Genomic DNA, 15,095 nt, shown 5'->3' with positions numbered 1-15,095 from the left:
CGACCCGCCTTCGGGACCGGAACGTGGGAATTGGACGAAAAAACGAGCGGCGACGAGCGCGACTACGTAAGCTGGATGTCGTCGACGTCGAAGTGACGGTCGGCCAGCAGTTTCGCGGTCTCGATGTTACGACCGTCCGCACCGATGGCGACGCCAGTGTCCTCCTCGGCCACCTCGACGTAGGCGAGCAGGTCGTCGTTCTCGCTGATGGTGACGTTGTACACCGCGGCGGGCGCGAGCGCGTTGGCGACGAAGTCCTCGGCCGTGTCGGCGTCCTCGACGAGTTCCACGTCCGCGCCGATGCTCTCCTCGACGCGCTCGACCGTCCGGCCGCCCGGGCCGATGGCCTGCCCCATCTCGCCCGGTTTGACGACGAAGACGACGCGCTTCTCGTCCTCGTCGAACACGACGCAGTCCCGCGCCGTCGCCCCCGTCTCCTCCTCGAAGAGGGCGATGTACTGGCGGGCGGCGTCCGAGAGGGTGACTGTCATCAGTCCGACGGTTCCGCGCCGCGACTAACCGACCCCATCCGGAGGTCGACGTCACCGGTACCGAGCTTGATCGGCTTGCCGACGATGACGTTCTCCGTGACGCCGTTCAGGTCGTCGACCTCGCCGTGGATGGCGGCGTCGAGGAGGTGGTTGACCGTCACCTCGAACGCGGCCCGCGCGAGGACCGACTCCTTGCTACCGGAGATGCCGTGGCGGCCGATGGACTCTATCTCGCCGCGGTTGGTCATGATGTCCGCGACGAGCATGAGGTGGCGGACGTTCACGTCGTCCAGGCCCTGTTCTTCGAGCGTGTCCATCGTCTCCTCGATGATGGCCTCGCGGGCCGCCTCGATGCCGAGGTTCTTGCGAATCTCGTGGATGTTGTTCGAGGTGGTCCGGGAGGCGTCGACGCCCTCGATGTCGATGACGTCGCCGAACGACGACCCCTCGGTGTAGAGGACGAATTGCTCGCCCTCCTCGAGCTGTTCCTTGCGGATGACGACGCGAGTGATGTCCTCGATGCCCTTGAACACTATTTCGCGCAGCTGTTCGACGAGCTGGAGCAGCTGGCGATAGCTCGGCTGCTCGGGACCGAACTCGATGACCGTCCCCTTCTGGTTCGTCTGGACGCCGAGTTCGTCCTCGATTATCTCGGACACCTCGTCGGGCGTTATCATGCGCTCCTCGAGAGTGTCCTCGTTGAGGTCGATGGAGACTATCATGTCGGCGACGTTCGTCGAGATGTCGCCGAGCGCCAGTATCTTCGTCGCCTCTATCTGCCAGACGACCTCGTGGGCGAGTTCGCGGTCGGTCGCGTACTCGTCCTCGAGATACACGGTCATCATCGGCGTGTCCGGCGTCTTCCGGGCGTCCACCAGCTCGATGAGTCGCGGCAGCCCCTGGGTGACGTCGATCTCCGCCACGCCCGCGTAGTGGAACGTGTTCATCGTCATCTGGGTGCCGGGTTCGCCGATGGACTGGGCGCTGACCGTGCCGACGGGGTCGAGCGGGTCGACCCGGGTGTTCAGATAGCGATTCTCGACGGCGCGTGCAATCTGGTCGGCCTGCTCGACGGTGACGCCGTCGCGCGATTCGATGGTCTCGTACACCTCGTCTTTGAGCCGTTTCGGGAGTTCCGTATCCTCCACGACGGCCTCGATTTCGTCGGATAGCTCAGTCATCGGATCTCACCTGCCGTGCGTCCGCGTGTTCGGAGAGGTTCGTCGGCGGCGTCCGCTCGCCGAGGAACTCCTCCTTGCGCGTGGAGTCGTCGAACTCCTCTTCGATGATGCGGTCGGCGATGTCCTCCACGTCGATGGGGTTCTCCTCGCTCGAGGAGACCTGCACCGGCGACGTGCCGTCCTCGCCGAACTCGAACTGGACGATGGTGTCGCTCGTGTCCCGGACGGTGCCGTCGTACTGGGTCTCCAGTTCGGACAGCGCGTTGATGAGCCGACGCTGCAGGTAGCCGGACTTGGAGGTCCGGACCGCCGTGTCCACCAGACCCTCGCGGCCGCCCATCGCGTGGAAGAAGAACTCCAGCGGCGTCAGCCCGCCGGTGTAGGAGTGCTCCACGAAGCCGTGGGCGTCCGCCGACAGGTCGTTGGGCTTGTAGTGGCTGAGCGTGCGGTCCTCGTATCCGCGGTTGATGCGCTCGCCGCGAACCGCCTGCTGGCCGACGCAGCCGGCCATCTGGGTCAGGTTGAGCATCGAACCACGCGCGCCGGACTCGGCCATGATGACGGCCGGGTTCTCGTCGTCGAAGTGGTCCTCGGCGATGTCACCCGCGGAGTCGCGGGCCTTGCCGAGCGTCTGCATTATCTTCATCTCCAGCGTCTCGTCGACGGTGCGGCCCGGCAGCGACTCCAGTTCGCCCGCCTCGTACGTGTCGATGAGGTTCTCGACGCGCTCGTAGGCGTTGTCGATGGCCTCGTCGATCTGCTCCTGGGCCGCCGGCGGGATGGTCTCGTCGTCGATGGCCAGCGAGAACCCGAAGTGCATGATGGAGCGCATCGCCAGGGCCGCGACCTCGTTGATGAACTGACGAGCGCGCGTCTCGCCGTACACCTTGCAGATGGTGTCGACGATTTCGCCGCCGAACGCGCCGACGGCGTCCTCGTCGATGGTACCGTCGGTCAGCTGGCCCTCCTCGATGACGACGGTGTCGCCGGCGGAACTGCTGAACTCGAGGTCGAGTTCGTCGGGCAACAGTTCGGAGAACAGCGTCCGACCGGTCCAGAACGGTGCGTTGACCTCGTCGGTGCCGTCCGGTTCCGGCAGTTCGTCGACGTGGGTCGCACGGAGCAGGTCGAGCGCCTGCGTCTCGTTGAACTCGGGGTTCTGGTGGGTCAGCAGGTACGTCCCGGAGATGTGGTCCTGGATGGCCCCGATGATGTTCTCGCCGAAGCGCGGCGAGAGAATCTGTTCCTGCACGCGCATGAGGACGCGCGCTTCCGCGCGAGCCTCCTCGTTCTGGAGCGCGTGCATGTTCATCTCGTCGCCGTCGAAGTCGGCGTTGTACGGCGGGCAGACCGTGGTGTTCAGGCGGAACGTCTTGTACGGCATCACGACCACCTCGTGGGCCATGATGGACATCCGGTGCAGCGAGGGCTGGCGGTTGAAGATGACGATGTCGCCGTCGACGAGGTGGCGGTTGACCTCCCACCCGGCCTCGACCTTCGTCGCGAGTTCCTCGCAGTTCTTCTCGGTCACCTTCAGGCGGCGACCGTCCGGGCGCTTGACGTAGTTCGCGCCCGGATGCCCCTCGGGTCCGTTGCGGACGTAGCGGCGGGCCTCCTCGACGTTCCGGTCGGTAACGTTCATCGTCTGCGTCATCTCGCGGGCGACGCGCTCGGGGACGCCGACCTCGTTCAGCGAGAGGGTCGGGTCCGGCGAGATGACGGTCCGGGCGGAGAAGTTCACGCGCTTGCCGGACAGGCTACCGCGGAACCGGCCCTCCTTGCCCTTCAGGCGCTGGGAGAGCGTCTTGAGAGGCCGACCGGAGCGGTGTCGGGCCGGCGGCGTGCCCGAAATCTCGTTGTCCATGAACGTCGTGACGTGGTACTGCAGCAGTTCCCAGAGGTCCTCGATGATGAGCTGGGGCGCACCCGCCTCGCGGTTCTCCATGAACCGCTGGTTGATGCGGATGATGTCGACCAGCTTGTGGGTGAGGTCGTCCTCGCTACGCTGGCCGTTGTCCAGCGTGATGGAGGGTCGGGCGGTGACCGGCGGCACCGGGAGCACGGTGAGGATCATCCACTCGGGTCGCGAGCGGTCGGGGTTGATGCCGAGCACGGCGATGTCCTCGTCCGGGATGTCCTCGAACCAGTCCCGGATGTCGCTGGGCATCAGCTTGTTCATGTCCTCCTCGGTGAGGTCCACGTTGAGCGCCTTCTCGATGGCCTTGCGGTCGTCCTCGCGCGGACGGAACTCGCCGGACATGATGTCGTTGACGCGCGAGATGTCGATGCCGGTCTGGTCGGCGAGGTCCTGGGGAGCCATCGGCTCGCGCTCCTCGTCGTCGTCGAGGGCGCCCTGCATCGCGGCCGCGATCCGCTCGCTGTACTCGCTGGTCAGGACCTGCTGGACCTCGTAGTACGTCGTCGGCTTCTCGTGGTTGATGTCGTACTGGACCTCGCCGCAGTGCGGACAGCGGTCCTTCTTGCGGGCTTCCCGGATGGCCGACTTCGTCACGTCGTTGATGTCGTTGCCCAGTTCCTTCGTCCGGTCGAGCATGCCCCGGTACTTCTCCTTCTCGTCCTCCGTGAGCAGGAGTCGCGAACAGTTACGACAGGTACCCCGGAGCAGTCGGCGGATGAGCTTCGTGAACCCGACGTGGATGACGGGCGCGGCGAGTTCGATGTGGCCGAAGTGCCCGTTACAGGAACCGGAGTGTTTGCCGCAGGTCTTGCACTCCAGGCCGGGGTCGATGACGCCCAGCCGCGGGTCCATGAGTCCCATGTCGATGGGGAACCCGTCGTCGTCGTACGTGTCGGCAGTTATTATCTTCGTCGCCGACATCTCGCGGTACTCCTCCGGGTCCATCAGCCCGAAGCTGATTTCGCCGATCTCCTTCGGTGTTTGTCCTGTTGACATGTTAGACTGCGTCCTCCAGTTCGAGTCGCGGAGCGATGCCGAGCGCCTTCATCTCGTCGAGCAGGAGCTTGAAGGCGTACGACATCTCTATCTCGTGGATGTCGGTCTCCTCGTCGCAGTTCGGACAATAGACGCGGTTCTGCTCGACGTTCTCGACCGCACTCATTCCGCAGTTCGCACAGACGTAGATCCACTCCCGGTCGGACTCGTCGAGCAGGCGTTCTTTCAGCGTCAGGGCGGCACCGTGTCCGATGAGAACGTCGCGCTCCATCTCCCCAACACGCAGGCCACCCTCGCGGGCACGACCCTCCGTGGGCTGGCGCGTGAGCACCTGCACCGGGCCGCGCGAGCGGGCGTGGAGCTTGTTCGACACCATGTGGTAGAGCTTCTGGTAGAAGATGGTCCCGACGAAGATTTCGGCCTCGATCTTCTCGCCCGTGACGCCGGAGTACATGACCTCCTTGCCGGAGGACTTGAACCCGTGGTCCTCCAGCGACCCCCGGAGTTCCTCCTCGTCCTCGCCGGTGAACGCGGTGCCGTCGACGCGCCGGCCCTCCAGCGCGCCGACCTTGCCGCCGATCATCTCCAGAACGTGGCCGACCGTCATGCGCGAGGGGAGCGCGTGCGGGTTGAGGATGAGGTCCGGCACGACGCCCTCCTCGGTGAACGGCATGTCCTCCTGGGGAGCGATGTGACCGACGACGCCCTTCTGACCGTGGCGGGACGCGAACTTGTCGCCGAGTTCCGGGATGCGCTCGTCGCGCACCGACACCTTCGACAGCTTCGAGCCGTCCTCGCCCTCCATCAGGGTGACGGTGTCGACGACGCCGGACTCGCCCGAGCGCATCGTCACCGACGTCTCGCGGCGCTTCTGGGGCGAGAGGCCGCCCATGTCGTCGGGCTCTTCGAGGAACCGGGGCGGGCTCGTCTTGCCCAGCAGCACGCTGTTCTCGTCGACGCGCGTCTCGGGGTTGACGAGGCCGTCCTCGTCGAGGTGGGTGTACGCCTCTTCGCCGCGCGCACCGCGCACGTCGTCGTCCGGAATCTCGAAGCGGTCCTCCTGGCCGCCGGGGTAGCGCCGTTCCTCGCCCTCGTACGTCCGGAAGAAGTGCGAGCGGGCGAGCGCCCGGTCGACCGACCCGCCGTTGAGCACCAGGGCGTCCTCGATGTTGAACCCCTCGTAGCTCATCACGGCGACGGTGAAGTTCTGGGCCGCCGGTCGTTCGTCGTAGCCGATCTGTTCGGTCGTCTGGGTCTTCACCATCGATAGCTGCGGGTAGTGCAGCAGGTGCTGGCGCGTGTCCGGCCGGATGCGATAGTTCGCCGACGGCAGCCCCAGCGACTGCTTGATCATCCCCGACCCCATCGTAATGCGGGGGCTGGCGTTGTGTTCCGGGTACGGAATCATTCCCGCGCCGATGCCGAAGATGAGCTGCGGGTCGACCTCGAGGTGGGTGTGGTCCTCGGTGAGTTCGTCGTCGTCGACGGCGACGTAGACGTCCTCCTCCTCCTCGGCGTCGATGAACTCGACCTTGCCGCGGTCGACGAGGTCCATGAAATCGAGGTCGCCGTTCTTCAGCGCCTCGACCTCGTCCTCGGTGACGAGCGGCTCCCCGTCCTCGATGACGAGCAGGGGTCGCCGGGCGCGACCCGCGTCGGCGTTGATGATGACCTCGCGCGTGCGGTCTTTCACCGAGACGTTGACCATCTCGCTGACGTCGCCGCGGCGGCGCGCCTCTCGGACCTGGTCTGCGAGCTGTTCGGGGTCGGGATGGGTCCCGACCAGACTACCGTTGACGTAAACTTTCGCTTCTCGTCCCTGACTCATGTTAGTCGTCCGCGCTTGCCGCGCTGCTCTCGATGCTTTCGATGCCGGGGATGCCCTCGACACCCATCGAGGAGAGCTCTCGTTTGAGTTCCTGTTCGTCGTCGACGTTCTGGCTGAGTTCCATCGCCTGCGCGAAGTTCTTCACCAGACCACAGTTCGGTCCCTCCGGGGTCTCGGAGGGGCAGATGCGACCCCACTGGGTCGCGTGCAGGTCCCGGGCTTCGAAGTGGGGCTGACTGCGCGACAGCGGGCTCCGAAGCCGGCGCAGGTGCGACAGGACGCCCATGAAGTCGGTGCGGTCGACCAGCTGAGAGACGCCCGAGCGGCCGCCGACCCAGTTCCCCGTCGCGATGGGGTGTTCGAGGCGCTCGGTGAGCACGTCCGACCGGACGACCGTGTTGACCGAGAGCTGGCGGTTGCGCATGTTCGCGCGTTCGAGCTGGTACTTCACGTCGCGGGCCAGCTTGTTCAGCGCCGTCCGGAACAGGTCCTTCATCAGGTCGCCGGAGACCTTCAGACGCTTGTTCGCGTAGTGGTCCTTGTCGTCGGCCTCGCGCCGGCCCAGGGCGAGTTCGAAACACGCCTCGGCCATCCGGGCGAGGTAGTACGCCTTGTTGATGCGGACGTCCTCCTCGTCGACGCCCTCCTCGTGGAGGTGCGGGAGGAGGTAGCGGTCGATGACGTAGTTCGCCCGCTTGAGCTGGTAGTTTTTGCCCTGGCCGGAGGCGACGCGTTTGCCCAGTGCCTCGATGGCTTCCTCCTGGCTCTGGACGTCCGCGGCCTCCAGATTCTCCAGCATGAACTTCACTATCTCGGGGTCGTCGCTGACCCGGTGGACGATCTCCTCGTCGGATTCGAGGCCGAGCGCGCGAACAAGCGTGACGAAGTTGACGCTCCCCGAGACGGAGGGGAACGACACTTCCAGCAGGCCGTCGCGGGAACGCTCGACCAGCACCAGCGCGCGGTACCCGCGGCGCTGGCTGAACGTCTTGGCGACCTGAATCTCGTCGCCGTACTTCGTGTCGTACTCGGCCAGGATCTTGTTCGGTGCGAGGTCCTCGCTCGTCATCAGCACCCGCTCGGAGCCGTTGACGATGAAGTAGCCGCCGGGGTCGGCGGGGTCCTCGCCGATCTCGATGAGTTCGTCGTCGTCGAAACCGGCGATGTTACACTTCTCGGAGCCGACCATGACGGGCATCCGGCCCACCTTCGTCTCCGTCGAGTCGACGACTCGCTTGTCGTCGTTCTCGCCCTTGACGATGGTCATCTCCATGAACACCGGCGCGGCGTAGGTGATGTTGCGCAGGCGAGCCTCCTGGGGGTAGAGGAGTTCCTCGCTCCCGTCCGCCTCCCGGACGCGGGGCGTGACCACGCGGATGTCACCGAGTTCGACGTACACCGGCTCCTCGCCCTCCTTGTCGCCGATGTCCGTGTCGATGGTCCCCTTCTCGTCGACGACTTCCTGCATCCCGCGATTCAGGAAGGCGTTGAACGAGCGATAGTGGTGTTCGGCGAGTCGTTCCTTGGAGAAGTACTCTTTCGATAGTTTGCGTCTGTCATCCCGTTGCATTATTCCACCACAAGTCGGTATACGGTCGCTCGGTCGGTCGTTCGAGAGTCACGAACGATCTCGATAACGTTGCCGACCTCGGCGTCGTCGGGCAACGCGGGGTCGGAACGCTTGATTTTTGGTAAGTCTGTGCGTTTGATGTCGTACTCCGAAAGCACGTCCGATACGTCGTCCTCGTCGAGTACGGAGTGCTCCGGAACCATGTCGTGTTGGCTTACGTCTACCATGTGTGCGCGGTCCTCTGGCCAGGGGGAGAAATGGCTATCACGAGATACTACAGGGTATTACACAGGGCACCAATTTAAGACTTGCTAACTGGAGTGCGGACGCCACGCTATCGCACCCCTCGACAGAGGAGTTCCCTTGACGCCATCATCTACTCCATTCTGGTATAAATCGTTTGGGCCTCGGTCGGAGCCCCGGAAGAGTCGAACGCCCCGTACCGAATCGCTGGACGGCACCGTTCCGCACACGGGCATCGTTTGGAAAGCCTTAAGGTTACTACCGAGAAAGTTGGTGATGCGTTCGGAAGTGCGGACACGGACGTGAAAGCCCGGGTGGTGTAGTGGCCCATCATACGACCCTGTCACGGTCGTGACGCGGGTTCAAATCCCGCCTCGGGCGTCCTTTTCACAGAACAACTTCGTCAAGTACTCGCTACGCCGTACTTCTCCACCGCAGGTCGCCGTCAACCGCGTCTTCACGTCGTGGCTCTGTTGAAGCCCCTGCCTGCTAACAAAAGGCGAGTACGAGTATTCCAACTGACCAGTAATTGTTTATAACCGTGAGTAGTGGTCGAGATATGGGCGCGATAACGACAGCCGTGACGGTCGGCGTCTTCTTTGGCGTTGGATACCTCTACCTCCGCTCGTACTGGGATGGCGATAAGGGACTGAACGGCGAACTGTTCGATTGATTGTCCGTACGTATCGCAAGCGTTCGGGGCTCGTCATCTGAGGGTTCGGTGGCGCCACGGTCGTCGTACAGGATTTGGAGCGGAGTCACAACTGTCGCCGAACGAACAAACGGAGGCCAGACCTATAGGACTCGTCGTCGTGTGGCGTGACGGGGGGGAAACAGATGACAGCTTTCGAGACGGGAGGACGCCTCCCGGCACGCGACGCAGTAGCATCGACCGGTTGGGGACGGGCGACGAAGCGTGCACGTTCGCGGACGGTGGCGTCAGTCACGCGCACGTGCGGCGGTAACCGAGACGGATGCGAGGGATGACCGACCGGTGGCTCGCGGCGCTTCTCGCGCTCGCGGTCGTTTCGTCGGGGGTCGCGGCCGTCGCGGCGAACCCGGACCCGCACGCGGCCGCCGCTCAGCAGACGGCGACGACGACGGCGGAACCGGGCGGCCAGTTCCGACTGGTCTCGACGGCCTCGAACGTGCCGGTCGACGGCGCGGGCAACCTCTCGCTGACGTTCGTCAACACCGGCGACACCGTCACGAACGCCAGCGTCTTCGTCGAATCGCCCAACGACAGCGTCCGATTCGGCCGCTCGCGGAACGCCACCCAGTCGGTCGGCGCCTGGGACAGCGGCGAGCGCCGCACCGTGAAGTTCGGCCTCGTCGCCGAGGAGTTCGCCGAAACGCGCAGTTACCCGTTCCAGGCGGTCGTCTCCTACACCGCGGCGAACGGCTCCCGGGTGCGAACGAATCCGTTCACGTTCGGCGTCCAGCCGTCCGAGCGCATCCTGCTCGACCGGTTCGAGGTGACCGCGATATCTTCGAACGTCCAGGCGGGCGACTCGGGAACGATTTCGGTCACGGTCGAGAACACGGGGGGTGACGTCAGCGACGCCGTCGTCACGCTGCGGTCGCAGAGCAGCAGCATCCGGCTCGGACGGACCCAGAACGCCACCCAGTTCGTCGGGGAGTGGCCGTCGAACGAGGACGTGACGTTCGAGTTCGAGGCGACGGCAGGCAACGACACCGTCGTCACGAGCTATCCGTTCGCCATCGACATCGCCTACAGCGAGGACGGAACGCGCAACCGGACGCAACTGGAAAGGTTCGGAGTGATTCCGGCCCCCGAGCAGACGTTCTCGCTCGGCGACCTGAACGGCACGCTGCGCGTCGGCGACGAGGGCAACGTCACGGGGACGGTGACGAACGAGGGGCCGCAGGCCGCCTCGAGCGCGGTGCTGGTCCTCGAATCGTCGGGCGAGAACATCTTCCCGCTGGAGGAGGAGTTCGCGCTCGGGAACCTGGCCCCGGACGAGTCGGTCCCGTTCAGGTACAGGATAGACGTGAGCGACAGCGCCGACCGGGGGCCGCGACAGCTCTCGTTCACGGTACGGTACGAGAACCAGGACGGTGACTCGCGACGGAGCAAACCCCTGGAAGCCCGCGTCGACGTCGGTGCCCGCCAGGACGAGTTCCTCGTCGACGCGCGGAACGCGTCGGTGGGGGCCGGCGAGACTGCGGCCGTGGTGATCGAGGTGACGAACAACGACGACCGGACGCTGCGGAACGTGGACGCGCGAGCGTTCGTCGACAGTCCGCTGAGCGTCGAGGACGACCAGGCGTTCGTCCCGCGACTGGCACCGAACGAGTCGGCGACGCTTCGCTTTCGCGTCAGCGCGGACGGCGGTGCGCTCGCGGCGACGTATCCGCTGTCGCTCGACTTCCAGTACGAGACGCCCGACGGCGAGTCGAAGCTCTCCGACACCTACCAGGTTCCGGTGGCCGTCGCCGAGTCGGAGGGAGACGGGGTGCTCCCGTTCGCGGACGTCGGTGCAATCCCGGTGGCCATCGCCGTCGCGGCTGCCCTCATCGTCGGCGGCGTCGCGATACGGAGGTGGCGGTGAGTGGTCGAGTACCAGTGGGCCATCGACCGGCTGGACGAGTGGATCGTCGAGCGGTCGCGGACGGTGCTGGTCGTCTTCCTGGTCCTGACCGCCGTGTTCGGCGTCGGGTCGATGCGCCTCTCGACCGAGGCGGGAACGAGCCAGTTCACGGAGGACACGCCGGCGGTCGAGGCGTTCGACGCCGTCAACCAGAAGTTCACGCCCACGTTCGGGAACGACGAGGGGAGCACGCAACTCATCCAGAGCGGCCGGAACGTGCTCTCGAAACCCGAACTGCTGGCGATGCTGACTGCCGAACGACGACTCGAACGTCGGGAGGGGCTGCGCGTCGTCTCCACGACGAGTGCGGCCGGCATCGTCGCACAGCAACTCGACCCGAACGCGACGACCCTCGAAGCACAGATTCGGGCGCTGGAGCGGTCGACCCCTTCGGAGATAACGGCCGCCGTCCGGGCCGCGGCCTCGAACCCCCGGTTCAGGGGGCTCCTGAGCGACGACTTCAACCGGCGAGCGGCGTCGGCGTCGGCGACCATCGCCGTCGTCCAGCATCGGATTCCGACCGGCGTCGACCCGGGTGCGGGGGCGGAAGCCGAGGGTGGAGACGACCCCCTCACGGACCTGCAGCTTCGCTCGCAGGCGGTCGTCGCGACCGTCGACGGCGACATCCGGGTGTTCGGAAGCGGCATCGTCTCGTCGGAGCTGTCGAGCGTCACCTTCGACTCGCTCGTCATCGTCGTCCCGGCCGCCGTGGTCCTCATCTTCGTCTTCCTGCTGGTCGTCTACCGCGACCCCGTCGACCTCCTGCTCGGCGTCGCGTCGCTGGGGATGACCATCGTCTGGACGCTGGGGTTCACGGGCCTCGTGGGGATTCCGTTCACGCAACTGCTCGTCGCGGTCCCGCCGCTGCTGCTGGCTGTCGGTATCGACTACGGCATCCACACGATCAACCGCTATCGCGAGGAGCGCGTCACCGGGCAGGAGATTCGACCCGCGATGCGAAGCGCCACCGACCAGTTGCTCGTCGCGTTCGCCATCGTCACCGGAACCACGGTGGTGGGGTTCGCGTCGAACGCCACGAGTCGCCTGCAACCCATCAGGGAGTTCGGCGTCGTCGCGGCCATCGGCATCGTCTTCACGTTCCTCATCTTCGGCATCTTCCTCCCGGCGGCGAAGGTCTGGGCCGACCGACTCCGCGAGCGTGCCGGGCTGGCGCTGCCGGGTCGTCGACCGCTCGGTCGGGAGGGGTCGCTGCTGGGCCGGACATTGCAGGGCAGCGTCACGCTCGCCCGTCGCGGCGCCGGAGTGGTGCTCCTGGTCGCGCTCCTGACGACGGTCGCCTCCGGGTACTACGCGACGGGCATCGACACCTCCTTCTCGAACGAGGATTTCCTCCCGCCGGAGGAGACGCCGTCCTACCTCCGGTCGCTTCCCGAACCGTTCGCGCCGGAGACGTACACCGTCACGCAGAACATCAACTTCCTGGAGGGGAATTTCGCCTCCGCAGAGGACGACACGGTGACCGTCTTCGTCGAGGGGCCGTTGCGGGAGGATTACGCGCTCGAATCCATCTATCAAGCGAACCGGAACCCGCCGAACTCCTTCGTCGCGACCGACCGTCGGGCCAGCGCCGAGAGCATCATCGAAGTCATCCGGTCGTACAGCGAGCAGTCCGACGAGTTCCGGCGACTCGTCGAACGCAACGACGTGAACGACAACGGCGTCCCGGACGACAACCTCGACCGCATCTACGACCGGTTGCTCTCCTCGCCGGTCCGGGCGCAGGCGCTGCAGTACATCACGGAGGACCGCCGGAGTGCGAGAGTCGTCTACTCCGTGAAAAGCACCGCCTCCCAGGAGACCATCACTCGCGACGCCCGTCGCGTCGCGGACCGCTATCGCCTGGCAGCGACCGCGACGGGCGAAGTCGTCGTCTTCCAGTCGGTGGCCGCTATCATCCTCGCGTCGGCGGTTCGCAGTCTCACCTCGGCGCTCGTCGCCACCGCCATCTTTCTCGCGATCGTCTACCGCGTCCTCGTCGGGCGGGCGGCGTTCGGCGTCATCAACCTCTTCCCCATCGTCGTCGCCGTCGCGCTGCTGGCCGGGACGATGCGGTTGCTCGACATCCCGTTCAACGCGCTCACTGCGACGGTGCTCGCCATCGCGCTCGGCCTCGGCGTGGACTACTCGGCTCACGTCGTCCACCGGTTCACCGACGAGTACGACTGGGAGGGCGGCGACCGGGACGCCGACGTCGTCCGCGCGCTCGAACGGACCGTCCGCGGAACCGGTGGCGCGCTGACGGGGAGCATGGTGACGACGGTCTCCGGGACGGCCATCCTCGTCCTCGCCATCACGCCCGTGCTCGGGCAGTTCGGCCTCGTCATCGCGCTGAGCGTCTTCTACTCCTATCTCACGGCGGTCGCACTGACGCCCTCCGTCGTCGTCGTGTGGGAGCGGTTCGCAGGGTGACGGCGGGTCAGATGGCGGCGGCGACCGCCCCGCCGACCGCGACCGCGACCAGCGCGCCGACCAGGTGGACCGTCGCGTTTCCCGCAGCTTCCCGCCGGTCGCCGCGCTCGTACAGCCGCACCGTCTCGAAGGTGAAACTGGAGAACGTCGTGAACGCGCCACAGAACCCCGTCCCGAACAGCGCGAGCACCCCCGGGTCGGCGACGCCGACGGTCAGCGCGCCGAGCGCGAAGCTCCCGGCGACGTTCACCGCGAGCGTGTCCCCGCGATCGCCGGGGAACGCGACGGAGACGAGGTGGCGGGCGAGCGCGCCGAGCGTGCCGCCCGCGCCGACGAGCAGGACCGGGTTCACGCGACGACACCTCCGACGACGCGCCGGGCGGAGAGCACCGCCAGCAGGCCGAGGACGTAGTTCGCCGCGACGTTCGCGACGGCCAGCGTCGGCGACAGCGACGCCGTCTGGACCGCGAAGGTGCTGTAGGTCGTGAACGACGAGAGGAAGCCGGTGCCGACGACCAGCCGCGTCTCGGCTGAGAGCAGGTCGGCGAGGCGGGCCTCGTACAGCAGGACGCCGAGGGCGAAACTTCCCGCGACGTTCACCGCGAGCGTCCCCCAGGGGAATCCACCGGGGAGCGCGACCGCGACGGCGTGGCGCAGCGTCGCACCGACGAACCCGCCGACTGCGACCAGCAGGACGGGTTCGGCGCGCTTCAGCGCGTGCGTGTTCTCGACCGACATGCTCGGCGTGTCTCGTCCGTTCCCAGCCGGCGGCGTCACGTATCGCTTTCGAAGTCACCCCCGTCGTCGCTCGCGCTCGGACTCCCGCCACCGTGCGGAACCTCGCGCTTCCGGACCTGCACCGAGTGGACGCTCTCGGTGGCGTCGTCGACGACCACCGCCTCTCCCAGTGCTGCCGGCATCCGGTCGGCGGGAGACGTTCGCGCGTACGTCGGCCGGGCGTGCGAGAGCGCGTCGATGTCGGCTCGCGAGGTCAGCCGGTGGGAGACGAGCAGGTCGGCCTGCGAGATGGCGACCTCGGGGAGCGCGTCCGGTCGCTGTGTGGCGGTGACGAGACTGACGCCGGGTCGTCGCCCACGCGTGAGCACCGTCCGGAGCGCGGGGCCGGCGACGCCGTCGAAGAACGCGTGCGCCTCGTCCACGAGGAGCCACGGCAGCGGCCCGCGCCCCGCGACGCGAGCGTCGTACAGCCCCGACGCCACCGCCCGGACGACGGCGTTCATCGCCGCCGCGTCGTAGCCCGCCAGGTTCAGCACGACGCCAGACGCCGTGGTGAAATCGGTCGCCGACAGGCCGTCGGGCGAGAAGGCGTTCCAGGACGCCGCGAGCGCGAGGTGGTTCTCGGCGGCTCGCCGCGTCGCCGCGGGGACGTCCGCCCCACTAACCCACTCGCGCATACCCGCCAGCGTCGACGTCTCGCTCGCGGCGCGCCAGACGAGCGACCCCGCCGCGCTCTCGCGGTCCAGTCCGAGCAGGTCACACCATGCCCGCGGCGCGATGGCATCGGCCGACGCGCGCGGAGAGTCGACGACCTCGACCGCGACGTCCCGGCGGTCGGCGAACGTCTCGAACGCCCCCATCGGGTCGGCGACCACCGGGACGACGCCCTCCGTTCGCGCGAGTTCCTCGACCAGCACGCCGAGGGTGTAGGATTTCCCGTAGCCGCGCTTGCCGACCACGAGCGCCGCGTGGGGGTCGTCGAGGTCCACGTGGACGGGCGCGCCCTCGCTGCCGTCCCGCGCTCGGTAGGCTCCGAGGTGGCCGGTCTCGCCGTCGCCGTCCGTCCGACCGAGTATTCGGGTCACAGC

At 66.7% G+C, this 15,095-nt stretch carries 11 protein-coding genes and 1 tRNA gene; 3 read left to right on the top strand and 9 right to left on the bottom strand.

All coding sequences use genetic code 11. The annotated features are described in order from the left end of the window. Positions 1-62: 62 nt before the first annotated feature. Genes ACRYA2_RS09270 through ACRYA2_RS09245 form a run of 6 tightly spaced genes read right to left on the bottom strand, consistent with a single transcriptional unit; the run spans position 63 to position 8,211 of the window. Positions 63-491, bottom strand: a complete 429-nt coding sequence (locus ACRYA2_RS09270) for a NusA-like transcription termination signal-binding factor (protein WP_433626838.1) — start codon at positions 489-491, stop codon at positions 63-65. Then, entirely contained in the window at positions 491-1,672 is a 1,182-nt protein-coding gene (rpoA2, locus tag ACRYA2_RS09265) for a DNA-directed RNA polymerase subunit A'' (RefSeq protein WP_433626835.1), read from the bottom strand. The genes ACRYA2_RS09270 and rpoA2 overlap by 1 nt, the downstream gene beginning before the upstream one ends. Beyond that, positions 1,665-4,586, bottom strand: a complete 2,922-nt coding sequence (locus ACRYA2_RS09260; RefSeq protein WP_433626833.1) for a DNA-directed RNA polymerase subunit A' — start codon at positions 4,584-4,586, stop codon at positions 1,665-1,667. The genes rpoA2 and ACRYA2_RS09260 overlap by 8 nt, the downstream gene beginning before the upstream one ends. Position 4,587: 1 nt before the next feature. Further along, the gene (gene rpoB, locus ACRYA2_RS09255; RefSeq protein ID WP_433626830.1) at positions 4,588-6,414 is read right to left on the bottom strand and encodes a DNA-directed RNA polymerase subunit B; all 1,827 of its coding nucleotides are present in this window, start codon (positions 6,412-6,414) and stop codon (positions 4,588-4,590) included. A gap of 1 nt (position 6,415) precedes the next feature. After that, on the bottom strand, positions 6,416-7,984 hold the full coding sequence (locus ACRYA2_RS09250; RefSeq protein WP_433626827.1) for a DNA-directed RNA polymerase subunit B'': 1,569 nt from the start codon (positions 7,982-7,984) through the stop codon (positions 6,416-6,418). Beyond that, on the bottom strand, positions 7,984-8,211 hold the full coding sequence (locus ACRYA2_RS09245; RefSeq protein ID WP_113274964.1) for a DNA-directed RNA polymerase subunit H: 228 nt from the start codon (positions 8,209-8,211) through the stop codon (positions 7,984-7,986). Before ACRYA2_RS09245 ends, ACRYA2_RS09250 begins: the two co-directional genes overlap by 1 nt. Before the next feature lie 324 nt (positions 8,212-8,535). Between ACRYA2_RS09245 and ACRYA2_RS09240 the strand changes: the two genes are divergently transcribed. The 3 genes from ACRYA2_RS09240 to ACRYA2_RS09230 all read left to right on the top strand — a co-directional run bounded on the left by ACRYA2_RS09240 (position 8,536) and on the right by ACRYA2_RS09230 (position 13,269). Continuing rightward, a tRNA-Asp gene (locus tag ACRYA2_RS09240) sits at positions 8,536-8,608 on the top strand. A 602-nt stretch (positions 8,609-9,210) separates the two neighbouring features. Continuing rightward, positions 9,211-10,800 (top strand): COG1361 S-layer family protein, encoded by a 1,590-nt coding sequence (locus ACRYA2_RS09235; protein ID WP_433626823.1) that lies wholly within the window; start codon positions 9,211-9,213, stop codon positions 10,798-10,800. Further along, positions 10,801-13,269 (top strand): efflux RND transporter permease subunit, encoded by a 2,469-nt coding sequence (locus tag ACRYA2_RS09230; protein ID WP_433626821.1) that lies wholly within the window; start codon positions 10,801-10,803, stop codon positions 13,267-13,269. 7 nt (positions 13,270-13,276) lie between these two features. Here the strand turns inward: ACRYA2_RS09230 and ACRYA2_RS09225 are convergent, their stop codons facing one another. Genes ACRYA2_RS09225 through ACRYA2_RS09215 form a run of 3 tightly spaced genes read right to left on the bottom strand, consistent with a single transcriptional unit; the run spans position 13,277 to position 15,092 of the window. After that, a complete protein-coding gene (locus tag ACRYA2_RS09225) occupies positions 13,277-13,621 on the bottom strand; it encodes a fluoride efflux transporter FluC (RefSeq protein ID WP_433626819.1) in 345 nt (114 codons plus the stop codon). Then, positions 13,618-14,007 carry a fluoride efflux transporter CrcB gene (gene crcB, locus ACRYA2_RS09220; RefSeq protein ID WP_433626816.1) on the bottom strand — a complete coding sequence of 130 codons (390 nt, stop codon included), beginning with the start codon at positions 14,005-14,007 and terminating at the stop codon, positions 13,618-13,620. The genes ACRYA2_RS09225 and crcB overlap by 4 nt, the downstream gene beginning before the upstream one ends. A 35-nt stretch (positions 14,008-14,042) precedes the next feature. Beyond that, positions 14,043-15,092: an ATP-binding protein gene (locus tag ACRYA2_RS09215; protein WP_433626813.1), complete on the bottom strand. Its 1,050-nt coding sequence runs from the start codon at positions 15,090-15,092 to the stop codon at positions 14,043-14,045. Positions 15,093-15,095: the final 3 nt, after the last annotated feature.

The organism is Halomicrococcus pelagicus (assembly GCF_050954125.1).
Note: the sequence above shows the minus strand (reverse complement) of the source record. Positions and strands in the feature narration are given on the sequence as shown.

What these genes read in the sequence shown, in the direction of transcription:
- ACRYA2_RS09270 (WP_433626838.1), bottom strand. Translation starts at nt 491, where the DNA reads ATGACAGTCACCCTCTCGGACGCCGCCCGCCAGTACATCGCCCTCTTC.
- rpoA2 (WP_433626835.1), bottom strand. Translation starts at nt 1,672, where the DNA reads ATGACTGAGCTATCCGACGAAATCGAGGCCGTCGTGGAGGATACGGAA.
- ACRYA2_RS09260 (WP_433626833.1), bottom strand. Translation starts at nt 4,586, where the DNA reads ATGTCAACAGGACAAACACCGAAGGAGATCGGCGAAATCAGCTTCGGG.
- rpoB (WP_433626830.1), bottom strand. Translation starts at nt 6,414, where the DNA reads ATGAGTCAGGGACGAGAAGCGAAAGTTTACGTCAACGGTAGTCTGGTC.
- ACRYA2_RS09250 (WP_433626827.1), bottom strand. Translation starts at nt 7,984, where the DNA reads ATGCAACGGGATGACAGACGCAAACTATCGAAAGAGTACTTCTCCAAG.
- ACRYA2_RS09245 (WP_113274964.1), bottom strand. Translation starts at nt 8,211, where the DNA reads ATGGTAGACGTAAGCCAACACGACATGGTTCCGGAGCACTCCGTACTC.
- ACRYA2_RS09235 (WP_433626823.1), top strand. Translation starts at nt 9,211, where the DNA reads ATGACCGACCGGTGGCTCGCGGCGCTTCTCGCGCTCGCGGTCGTTTCG.
- crcB (WP_433626816.1), bottom strand. Translation starts at nt 14,007, where the DNA reads ATGTCGGTCGAGAACACGCACGCGCTGAAGCGCGCCGAACCCGTCCTG.